Raw genomic sequence first — 11,382 nt, 5'->3', positions numbered from 1 at the left:
TTTCGCCGTCTCACCCCCCGAAGACGCGAACACGATAGACAAAAAAGGCAGGTCTACTGACTCATGCTTCATCCTACTCTGAAGCCTTCCCATACGAAAGATCGTACAGTGGCCTTTTCATTTCGTCTGCATTTACAGTTGCGGGGACAGTTCTGGACTTGCACCAGATTCCCTATTAAGCCTACTAGGGCGCATGCCCGTTCGACACCTTTTTTGTCATAATATGTAATTGTTTGGAATTGTCGAACAATTTACATTTACTATCATAACGGAAAGAGGGAGCGATGGCAATAAAAATTTTTTGTAAACGAAAATATAGTAAAAAATTTCCTATATTATCCCGTTTTTATTTATTTTATAATAAAAGCACTGTAAAAACCATTTTAATAAAGGAATAAGGGGTTTACGTATGAACTTATCAAATCTTATGTCAGAAAAAGAGCTCATTCATCCAAATGAGCGCCGTTATTTTTGTCTTGTGGCCACGATAAGCGTTCTTCTCTACATCAGCCTTGCTCTTTCGATTGTCGGGCTGCTCATTGCTCTTAGTTTTATTGCTGTTTCCCTTTTTCTTCATGCACTTATGATCAGCATGATCCGCTCAAACGCCGTCCGCTTAAGCGAGGCGCAATTTCCCGAAGTGTATGCAAAAGTAAAAGAGCTATGCGAACAAATGGGGATCTCGCGCGTTCCTGATGTGTACGTCATGGAATCAAGCGGAGCGCTCAACGCATTTGCGGCACGCTTTTTCGGACGAAACATGGTCGTGCTGTATTCGGAAATTTTCGAACTCATTGATCGAGGTGGACATGACGAACTCGCCTTCGTCATCGCACACGAGCTTGCTCATATTAAACGCAATCATATCAGCAAATCATTGTTCATTTTACCAGCGATGTGGATTCCGGGATTAGCCGAACTTTATTTGCGCGCATGTGAATATACGTGCGATCGTTATGGGGCATACTATACAAACAGCGAGGCAGGAAAAAACGCGTTAACGATTCTCGCGGTCGGCAAACAGTTGTACAAACGCGTCAATCGCGAGGCATATGTTGAACAACTGCGCGAAGAAAAAGGCTTTTTCGTCTGGTTAAGCGAAATTCTTTCTTCTCATCCGCCGTTGCCGAAACGAATCGCTGAAATCGAACGTTTTTTTGCCGGCGAAGCAAGCAAACAACGTTCCTTTACGAAAGCAGCATTATTGGTTGCTGGCCTCTTCGCTGGAATCGTTCTCATCGGGGCTGGCGGCTATTACGGATGGACAACCTTATCCGAAACGACATGGTTTGAAGAAGAAAGCGAACAACAATGGGCCAGCGGAGAAATTCTTCCACTCGTTGGTGCCATTATTGCGGGTGATGAACAAGAAGTGCGGCAGCTCATCGAACAAGACGAAGACGTCAATGTGATCGACGACCAAGGAATGACACCGCTTCACTGGGCGGCTCAAGATGGAAACGATGCAATCGCAACTCTTCTTCTTCAAGCAGGCGCTGACATTGAGGCTCAAGATGAGTATACAGGGATGACGCCGCTTATGATGGCTGCTCAAGCGGGACAAAGCGATATGGTTGCGCTTCTGGCAAGCAAAGGGGCAGAGGTAAACGCTCAAGATTTGGATGGCATGACCGCGCTCATGTATGCAGCGATGAACGGTCATACAGAAACGGTCAAAACATTGCTTGATTTAGGCGCCAATCCAAAAAAGGCTGACCATTCCGGCATGACCGCACTTATGTACGCAATTCAATCAGGCTATCGCGACACCGTCGCATTACTAAGACAACATGAAAGGGGTTTTTAACATGGTTTCAAATCCAGCAGGTTTTTGGCGCAGACTGGCCGCTAACCTTTTAGACGGACTCATCGTCGGCGTTCCGCTTGCGATCATTAGTTATTTCATCACTGGTTCAATGGAAGGCGATCCCATTACGTCGATCATAAACCTTGCTTATTTCTTGCTCATTCCAATCTATTGGTCCGGCTACACGATCGGCAAGCGGATCATGGGCGTACGCATCGTCAAAGTGAACGGCGAAAAGCTTGGCTTTGGGGCAATGTTTTTGCGCACGATCGTTGCTTCGCTCGTTTACGTCGTTACGCTCGGAATTGCGCTTATCGTCAGCGCGATTATGGTTGGCGTTCGGCGAGATAAACGCGCCATTCACGATTTTATCGCCGGAACGTACGTGACAACGGAAAGACCGTAAACAAAAAGAGGATGGCTCCCCCATCCTCTTTTACTTGATTGGCAATGTAAACGTGAACGTCGTTCCTTCATTTAATTTACTATGAACAGAAATCGTTCCTTTATGCGCTTCGACGATGTTTTTCGCAATCGCCAATCCCAATCCTGTTCCAGAGCGACCGCGCGTTCTTGCTTTATCCGCTTTGTAAAAACGCTCAAACACAAACGGCAAATCTTCCTCAGCAATTCCTGACCCCGAATCTTTCACCGAAATGCGCACATGTTCGCGATCTTTCTCAACGATAACGCTTACTTGGCCGCCTTCGTTTGTATGGCGAAGCGCATTATCGATTAAATTCGTCAATACTTGTTCAATTCGATCCGGATCAAAGTGAGCAATAAGTCCCTTTTCTTTCATTTCCGCATCAAGTTGAATTTGCTTTTCTTTGGCTAATCCTTGAAATTTATGAATAATTCGCTCAATGTAAGCATCAATATGCACAGGCTCAACATTTAACGTCAAATGTCCCGCTTCCATGCGCGCCAAATCTAATAAATCATTCACAAGCCGGCCCATCCGCAACGACTCATCATAAATCACTTTTGCCAATTCTTTTTTCTCCTCGTCTGTGGCGGCGATATCGTCAACAATCGCTTCACTGTACCCTTGCAGCATCGCAATTGGCGTACGCAGTTCATGCGAGACATTGGCAATAAAATCTTTGCGCAATTTATCGAGCCGGCGCTCCTCCGTCATATCGCGCAACACTGCAACCGCGCCGCGAATCGTTTTGCCATTGTAAAGCGGCGTCATCACAATGACCCAACTGCGCCCTTGCAGCACAACTTCAGTCGCCTGTTCTTTTTCCTCTGACACAGCGAGGGCAAACAGCTCGTTCACTTGAGGCGGAAGCGGCAACAGCGGTTTATTGTTTCCTTGCTCGTAATACCATGCTTGCAAAAAGCGATCGGCAGGCGGGTTCGTAACGAGCACTTCCCCGTTGCGATTGAGCGTAATGACCCCATCGGCCATGCTGCTTAAAATGCTCGCTAATTGCTCTTTTTCTTGATTAAGGGCATTCATATTAAATTGCAGCTGCCGCCCCATTTGATTAAACGCCATAGCCAGTTCTCCAATTTCGTCATGCGTTAAAATAGGCACTTTTGAGTCAAACTTGCCGCGAGCAATTTCAAACGCCACTTGCCGCATTTTTCTTAACGGAGCGGTAATGCGCGTCGATAAGAAAAAGGCAAATACGGTCGTTAACACGATCGCAATAAAAGCGGCAAGCAAAATAAACTTCGTCGTCTGTTTCGTCGTATCTTCAATCGCTTTTAATGATTGATAAATAAATACAGCTCCGTGATCATCCGCCATGCGAAGCGGAACACCGACGATGAGCAACTGACTATATCGGTCATTTCCGCGTTGAATATTTGGAAGATACGTTTTTTTCACGACTTGCTTACCGTTAAACACTTTGGCTAAATCGCGGTCATTTTTAATAAACGCAAGCGGCATATCGGCTAAATTTTCATTCGGGGAGTACCAATAATGCCGTTCGTTTTCTACAATCATCACTTTGGAAACGTCATCGACCATCGTCCAAGCGATCGAACGAGCGAGCTGTTCATCATGATCTTCCACTACGCGGGCAACTTTTATCGCTTGCTGCGTCAATTCTTGCTCTGCTTTTTCTAAATAATAATTCTCAAAAAAACCAAGCAAAAGAATGGTTAAAATAAACAAAACAAAGGCAACGAGCAATAAAATCGTCAACCAAAGCTTGCCGACGACACTACGCCATAAAAACATCACTCATTCACAACCTCAAACTTGTAGCCGACTCCCCATACCGTTACAATCATCTTTGCCGCTGCTGGCGAGACTTTATTTAATTTTTCGCGCAAACGTTTAACATGCGTATCGACCGTGCGCAAATCACCAAAAAACTCATAATGCCATACTTCTTTCAACAATTGTTCACGGTCGAACACTTTATCAGGAGATTTCGCTAAAAAGTGAAGCAACTCATACTCTTTCGGTGTCAAACTTACTTCATGACCATCTGCTGTAACGCGGTGAGCGTCATTATCAATCGTTAAATGCGGGAAGACAAGCACATCTCGCGTTGTTGTGTCCGTTTGTACATATGGTGAATTAGCAGTGCGGCGAAGCAACGCTTTTACGCGCAATACAACTTCACGCGGACTGAACGGCTTCACAATATAATCATCCGTTCCTGCCTCAAACCCTTGCACGCGATTGGCCTCTTCTCCTTTCGCAGTCAACATAATAATCGGTGTTGCTTTTTTCTCGCGCAATTCTTTACACACATCGATTCCATCTTTTCCTGGTAACATTAAATCAAGCAAAATTAAATCATAATCCGTTGCAAGCGCCATTTTCAGTGCATCCTCGCCGTTATCGGCTTCATCAATCACGTATTGCTCACGTTCTAAATACATTCGCAATAAGCGGCGAATCCGTTCTTCATCATCAACAACTAAAATTTTAATCTCCTTGTCCATGTTGTCCCTCCTCTTTCACTATTGTACAAAATTCGACAACATTTTTCTACTTGCCCCCTCTTCATCTTGACAAAAAAAAAACGCCTTCCTAGAGAAGGCGTCATGAACCAGCATAAGAATGCAAACCGGCAATGACAAGATTGACGGCCACTAAGTTAAACATAATAATCGCAAAGCCAATCACAGCTAACCATGCAGATCTTTCACCATGCCATCCTTTCGAGAGGCGCAAATGTAAAAATGCCGCATAAAACAGCCATGTAATAAGCGCCCATACTTCTTTCGGGTCCCAACCCCAAAAGCGCGTCCAGGCAATTTGCGCCCAAATCATCGCAAAAACAAGCGCGCCAAGCGTAAACACTGGAAAGCCGATCGCCACCGAACGATAGCTAATTTCATCAACCAAATCTAAATTAATATTTTTGACAAGCGGCTGCAGTGCCGCAGCAATGCGCTTGCGCAGCACCAATCGAAGCAGCCCGTAAAGAATCGCGCCCGCAAAGAGCGACCAAATCACCGTATTCAACTTGCGCGCATTAATGATGGCAGGCATGTCCACAAGTGGCTCCATGCGCCCTTCCGTTTTCAGCTTTCCTTCATGCGGTCCAACAAGCGCCGGCATATGATATACCATTTCGGTTTGTTGATTGTTTTTATCGATCCATTCAAATTTCGCTTCATAATCGGCGAGACGGAATGCCGTCGTCGCCGCGACAAAACCGAGCGTGCTAATTAAACAAAATAAAATCACTTCAAGCCAAAACGTCCGTTTGCTCGCTTTTGATTGATCGACTACGCAAATTAAATAAATGAGTCCAGCCGCAAAGCTAACCGCTAAAATCGCCTCTCCGGCGGCTGCTGTCGTCACGTGAATATGCAGCCAATCGCTTTGAAGCGCTGGAATGAGCGGCGAAATTTCACGCGGAAACATGCTTGCATACGCAATGACTAAAATGGCAATCGGCAGCGTAAACAATCCTAGAAGACTCGTTTTGTAAATAAAGTAAATAACAATGAACGCCCCGACAAGCATCATTCCGAAAAACGTTGTAAACTCAAACAAATTGCTAACAGGCGCATGCCCAGCAGCAATCCAGCGCGTCACAAAATAGCCAAGCTGAGCAACAAATCCGGCGATCGTTACCGCAATCCCAATCATAGCCCAACGATCCGGCCCCGATTTTGCTTTTTTATCACGAATGGCTCCACCAAAAAAGAACGTCGCCACTAAATAAAGAACAAATGCGATGTAAAGCAACGTGCTGCTTAATTGTGCCACGTCGTTTCCCCCTTATCGTCCTTTGTCGGCTTGATCGACTGGCATCACAAGCGGTGTTCCTTCACAAATCTTTGCCAATTCTTTTTTCAAGCCAAACCAGTTTTTATTCGTATGCGCCGCCACAAGCACTTCTCCGTTGATGCGTTGAATCCAAATGCGGCGATGATTCCAATACATTCCTTGAATCAGTCCAATCATAAAAATCGCTCCGCCTAATCCCAAAATCCAAAGCGTAAAATCACGGCGAACCGTCAATGCGGATACGTTGCGCGTTTCCATGCCCGCAAACGCCATTTTATATTTATTGTCGCCAAGCGGTTCAATTGTTTGGCGAATCGCGGTAAAACTCACTTCTCCATCCGGACGGTCTGGTGTGATCATTTTAAAAACAAACGCCGGATTGTTCGGAACTTTTGACTTTGTCGCCGGGTTCCCTTCTTCGTCAAAATAAAAATCAGGAAAATAGCTTAAAAGTTGAACGCGATAGCCGTTTCCTAAATCGTATTCATCCTTTGGCTGCAACAAATCAACCGTAATCGTCCCAAATTGCTTATTTGTCTGTTTATCGATCAAATGAAACGACATTTTGCTTAGCTCATTTAACTTAAAATCTACTTGATACAACGCATAATGATCATGTTTGAGCGGTTCATTGACGCGAATCGAGAAGCTTTTCACTTTCTTTAACTTTGGCTTTTCCCCCGGGATGATCGGGCCAACACGCTCATAAAGCACCGCATTCGTTTGATAGTTTTTCGCCATCATTCCGCTGCCGACGCGATCGATCGCCTCTTGGAACACTTTTTTCTCCTTTTCCTTCTCGTACACTTGGAAAATAAATTTTTCGTTTTTCAAAAAGTACTTTCCGTTCGTCCCCGGAATTTCTTTCGTCTCTCCCTCGCGAATCCAAAACACTTCATCCACATACATCCCAGGGACAAATCGAAGCATCGCCCCGATCAAAAAGATGATTAACCCAATATGATTAACATAAGGACCCCAGCGCGAAAAACGCCCTTTTTCCGCTAAAATGTTACCGTTTTCTTCGCGAATATGATACCGATGCTTCGCTAACTTTTCTTTTATTTGCGGCAAAAGCGCTTCATAGTTGTCGACATGCGAACTGCTAAATAAACGCTGGCGGCGCAAAAACTGCTCATTGCGCGTCACCCCTTGTTTTTTTAGGGCGCGATAAAGCGGTACAACGCGGTCCAAACTGCAAATGACGAGCGATACGCCGATGAGGGCGATAAGCAACATATACCACCATGAACCGTACAAATCGTGAAAACCAAGTTGATAATACCATTTTCCAAGCCAGCCGTACTGTTCTTCATAATATTCAGCTGGCGTGACGGTCGGCGGTATGTACATCTCTTGCGGATAAATCGTGCCGATCGCTGAGGCGATGAGCGTAATGACGATGAGCCAAACTCCCACTTTTACCGAAGAAAAGAAATTCCACACTTTATCGATGATCGTTTTGTTGTATGTTTGCGAACGGCGTGCGCTCCCTTCATAGCGCATGTCCAACAGCGCCGGAGCATTCTCTTCAAACGGTTTGCCGCACGATTCACATAATACCGTTCCGATCGGATTGACATGTCCACATTCACATTTTACATGCTCCATTTCTAAAACTCCTTACGGTTGAATTCGTTCCATATATTGTTGCACCATGCTTTCTGTCATCGTTCCTGTAATAATATCGACAATCTTTCCGTTTTTATCAATTAAAAAGGTAGTCGGAAGCGGACCAATGTCATACGCATTCATCACTTGATCTTGTTTGTCGATGACGACAGGAAATGTTAAGCCGAATCGCTCAACAAATTTTTTCACGCTTAACTCCGACTCACCGACATTCACAGCAAGCACTTCGACTCCTTTTTTCTTATATACTTCATATTGTTTATTCATATACGGCATTTCTTTTTCACACGGCTTGCACCATGTTCCCCAGAAGTTTAAAAATACACCTTTGCCGCGATAATCGGATAAGCGATGCTTATTTCCGTTTAAGTCAGTCAACACAAAATCGGGCGCTTCATCGCCGATTTTCACGCTCGTCTTTTCCGTAAAAAAGTTCGCATAAATCGTATAGCCAATCGCTGCCACCATCAAAGCTAAAATAGCGGTTCGTAACCAAAATCGCTTTGTTTTCATCGCATAACTCTCCCGTTACCGTTTTCATCATCCTCAATTATACTAATCGTCACCATGCAAATAATGAAAATTATGTGAACAAAATGTGACAAAATTATTTTCCGTGAATGGAACCTGATAACGCAAGCGCGCGCAACTGTTTCACTTCATGCGGCGAAAGTTCACGATATTCCCCTGGATTTAGCCCCTTTAAATCTAAAAACGCATAACGCTCGCGTTTCAGCTTTAATACTTCATGTCCAATCGCTTCGAACATGCGGCGCACTTGCCGATTGCGCCCCTCGTGAATGCGCAGCTCAACAATCGCTGTTTTTTTCCGTTTATCAAACGACAACATTTTTGCTTTCGCTGGAGCGGTCATGCCATCTTCTAACTCAATTCCGCGCTCCAATTGCTTTAACTTTTCGCGCGTCGGAATTCCTTTCACTTTCGCGATATACACTTTTTCAATTTCATAGCGCGGATGCATTAACAAGTTCGCAAATTCGCCATCGTTTGTCAGCAGCAATAAACCTGACGTATCATAATCTAACCGTCCAACTGGATAAACGCGCTTGTCCACTTCTTTCAAAAAGTCCGTCACGACTTTTCTTCCTTTATCATCTTTAACGCTTGAAATGACACCGCGAGGCTTATACAACAAATAATAAACAGGCTCCTCTCGTTCGATCGGAATGCCGTTCACTTCTACTTTATCTTGCGGGCCTACTTTCACGCCAAGCTCCGTTACAACTTTTCCGTTTACTTTTACTTTTCCCTCCAAAATAAGTTGCTCCGCTTTGCGCCGCGAAGCCACTCCTGCGTGTGCAATTACTTTCTGCAATCGTTCCATTGTCACTCACCTCATTTTATTTTTACCACATTCGTGAAACGAGTTCAAAAATAAGAAAAGCGATCGCAAACGGATCGCTTATCGTCCAAAGATTAATAATACTATAAAAAAAGATAAAATGAAACTAATCGCATCTGCAAGCAAGCCGACTTTTAACGCATCTCCCATTTTTCGAATCCCGACAGCTCCAAAGTAGACGGTAAGCACATAAAGCGTCGTTTCGGTGCTTCCTTGAATCGTTGAAGCAAGCCGTCCGATGAACGAATCGGGCCCGTACGTTGCAATTAAATCCGTCACAATGCCAAGGGAAGCGGTGCCGGAAATCGGACGAATGATCGCCAACGGAATCACCTCCGAGGGAAGGCCAAACGGATCTACGAGCGGTTTCACAAATTGAATAAAATAATCGAGCGCCCCCGATGTGCGAAAAATCGCAATCGACACGAGCATGCCGACCAAATACGGAATAAGAGAGAAAGCGATTTGAATTCCTTCTTTTCCTCCCTCTACAAACGCTTCATACGTCGGCACACGCTTATACGTTCCGTACAGTAAGACAAATGCGATGATACTTGGAATCAACCAAAGCGAAATGAGCTGTACAATTTGCACACATTATCCCCCTTTTTTGCGCCGGCGTATGTAAAACCATCGATCGATCATAATGGCGGCGATCGTGGAAAAAAGCGAAGCGACAAACGTCGTACCGATAATTTCTCCGGGAGAAGCGGAATGGTATGTCATGCGAATCGAAATGACCGTCGCAGGAATCAACGTAATGCTTGACGTATTGATGGCTAAAAAAGTAACCATCGAACGGCTGGCGGTATCGCGATCTCCATTTAGTTTTTTTAATTCCTCCATCGCCTTAATGCCGAGCGGCGTCGCTGCGTTGCCAAGACCAAACATGTTCGCAATCATATTCGATAAAATATAACCGAGCGCAGGATGGTTTGCCGGCACTTCAGGAAAAAGCCGCCGTACAAACGGCTTGCATAAGCGAGCGAGAGCAGAAAGCAATCCAGACATCTCCGCAATTTTCATTAAACCGAGCCAAAAAACGAGCACGCTGATCATCCCGATGCTGATCGTCACCGCTTCTTTAGCGCTTTGAAATACCGCCTCATTCACTTCACGAATCGTTCCGTTCAACGCCGCAAACACAATGCCAACAAGCGCCATCATCACCCAAATGACATTAACCATTGCGCCCCACACCTAAAAAACGGAACAAGTGAAAGAACGAATTCTTTTCCTTTTTCGTTTGTCCGTTTTCATAAAAAATTGGCATTTCATCAACCTTTTCATCGCCAATATACAACTGTGCGCGTCCGACAACATTCGGAACATCTTTTTTGCTCCAATCCTTGCGCGGCTTTAGCAATTGCCGTTTGATGTGCACCAACGACTGCTCTTTTTCTGTCAATGGATAAAGGAAATCACGAGCAACAAACAATCGTTTTTTATAAAAAGGATCATCGATATCTTCAACAATGTCATCTGCCGAAATTTTCGTCATCATATAATGATCGAATCCGTGCTCATACATGGCAATGTGATCGTTCCAGTCATCCCCCGCGTTAATCGTCACCGCAATTAAATCCATTGCATCTTTCGAAGCGGTCGTTACAAGCGTTCGTTTCGCCCGTTTCGTATACCCTGTTTTTCCGCCTGTACAATATTCATACAAATTGGTAAGCAATTTATTTTTATTGCGCCAAATCCGATCCCATTTTTCTTCAGGATTGGGCGCTCGATGCACTTTCGTTCCGGAAATTTTGCGAAACTGCTTATTTTGCATCGCATAACGCATTAACAGCGCCATATCGTAAGCAGTCGAATAGTGATTTTCCGCATCATCTAACCCGTGCGGATTCGCAAATTCGGTATTTCTCATTCCGATTTGCGCCGCTTTTTCATTCATTAAAAAAACAAACCCCTCGACGCTTCCTCCGACATGTTCGGCAATTGCCACTGCCGCATCGTTGCCTGAACGAAGCATGAGCCCATACACTAAATGTTTTAATTCAATTTTTTCATTCGGCTTCAAATAAATGGACGAGCCTTCCGTTTGCACCGCCCGTTCGCTCACCGTCACCATCTCGTCCATTTTTCCTGATTCAATCGCTAAAATGGCCGTCATAATTTTTGTAATACTGGCAATACGCCGCTTTGTATGCGCATCTTTTTCAAATAGTACTCTTCCTGTCGACTGTTCCATTAAAATCGCGCTTTTGGCACTAACCGACATCGCTTTTACCTCAGGAAGAGCGGAAAAGAAAAGGAAGAGCGCCATCACTGCCGCCATCCATCGCTGAATCAATCGCATGCAACCTCATTCCTTTGTCCGTTTTGTACAAGTGTATGCACAAGACAAGCATA

11 protein-coding genes and 1 riboswitch are annotated in these 11,382 nt (G+C 44.7%); of the genes, 2 read left to right on the top strand and 9 right to left on the bottom strand.

Annotation, left to right across the window (positions count from 1 at the left end; translation table 11 throughout):
* Positions 1 to 29 precede the first annotated feature (29 nt).
* A riboswitch (cobalamin riboswitch) is annotated at positions 30 to 227 on the bottom strand.
* Between the two features lie 182 nt (positions 228 to 409).
* Positions 410 to 1,807 (top strand): M48 family metallopeptidase, encoded by a 1,398-nt coding sequence (locus EDD69_RS00565; protein ID WP_132947024.1) that lies wholly within the window; start codon positions 410 to 412, stop codon positions 1,805 to 1,807.
* Between the two features lies 1 nt (position 1,808).
* Complete coding sequence (locus EDD69_RS00560) at positions 1,809 to 2,213, top strand: RDD family protein (protein WP_132947023.1); 405 nt, start codon at positions 1,809 to 1,811, stop codon at positions 2,211 to 2,213.
* Positions 2,214 to 2,243: 30 nt separating this feature from the next.
* Here EDD69_RS00560 and EDD69_RS00555 read toward each other — a convergent pair whose 3' ends face one another.
* The 9 genes from EDD69_RS00555 to EDD69_RS00515 all read right to left on the bottom strand — a co-directional run bounded on the left by EDD69_RS00555 (position 2,244) and on the right by EDD69_RS00515 (position 11,329).
* A complete protein-coding gene (locus tag EDD69_RS00555) occupies positions 2,244 to 4,007 on the bottom strand; it encodes an ATP-binding protein (protein WP_132947022.1) in 1,764 nt (587 codons plus the stop codon).
* Positions 4,007 to 4,723 carry a response regulator transcription factor gene (locus tag EDD69_RS00550; RefSeq protein WP_132947021.1) on the bottom strand — a complete coding sequence of 239 codons (717 nt, stop codon included), beginning with the start codon at positions 4,721 to 4,723 and terminating at the stop codon, positions 4,007 to 4,009. Before EDD69_RS00550 ends, EDD69_RS00555 begins: the two co-directional genes overlap by 1 nt.
* A 100-nt stretch (positions 4,724 to 4,823) precedes the next feature.
* Positions 4,824 to 6,002: a c-type cytochrome biogenesis protein CcsB gene (ccsB, locus tag EDD69_RS00545; protein WP_132947020.1), complete on the bottom strand. Its 1,179-nt coding sequence runs from the start codon at positions 6,000 to 6,002 to the stop codon at positions 4,824 to 4,826.
* A gap of 12 nt (positions 6,003 to 6,014) precedes the next feature.
* Entirely contained in the window at positions 6,015 to 7,634 is a 1,620-nt protein-coding gene (gene resB / locus EDD69_RS00540; protein ID WP_132947019.1) for a cytochrome c biogenesis protein ResB, read from the bottom strand.
* A 12-nt stretch (positions 7,635 to 7,646) separates the two neighbouring features.
* Positions 7,647 to 8,168 carry a thiol-disulfide oxidoreductase ResA gene (gene resA, locus EDD69_RS00535; protein ID WP_132947018.1) on the bottom strand — a complete coding sequence of 174 codons (522 nt, stop codon included), beginning with the start codon at positions 8,166 to 8,168 and terminating at the stop codon, positions 7,647 to 7,649.
* A 94-nt stretch (positions 8,169 to 8,262) separates the two neighbouring features.
* Complete coding sequence (gene rluB / locus EDD69_RS00530) at positions 8,263 to 9,000, bottom strand: 23S rRNA pseudouridine(2605) synthase RluB (protein WP_132947017.1); 738 nt, start codon at positions 8,998 to 9,000, stop codon at positions 8,263 to 8,265.
* Positions 9,001 to 9,078: 78 nt separating this feature from the next.
* Positions 9,079 to 9,612, bottom strand: coding sequence for a spore maturation protein (locus tag EDD69_RS00525; protein ID WP_132947016.1), 534 nt, complete (start codon positions 9,610 to 9,612; stop codon positions 9,079 to 9,081).
* A gap of 3 nt (positions 9,613 to 9,615) precedes the next feature.
* Entirely contained in the window at positions 9,616 to 10,206 is a 591-nt protein-coding gene (locus tag EDD69_RS00520) for a nucleoside recognition domain-containing protein (protein ID WP_132947015.1), read from the bottom strand.
* Complete coding sequence (locus EDD69_RS00515) at positions 10,199 to 11,329, bottom strand: D-alanyl-D-alanine carboxypeptidase family protein (RefSeq protein ID WP_132947014.1); 1,131 nt, start codon at positions 11,327 to 11,329, stop codon at positions 10,199 to 10,201. Before EDD69_RS00515 ends, EDD69_RS00520 begins: the two co-directional genes overlap by 8 nt.
* Between the last annotated feature and the right edge of the window lie 53 nt (positions 11,330 to 11,382).

Origin of the sequence: Thermolongibacillus altinsuensis (assembly GCF_004341205.1) — a bacterium.
Lineage (GTDB): Bacteria > Bacillota > Bacilli > Bacillales > Anoxybacillaceae > Thermolongibacillus > Thermolongibacillus altinsuensis.
This window is presented reverse-complemented; position numbering and strand designations above follow the sequence as displayed.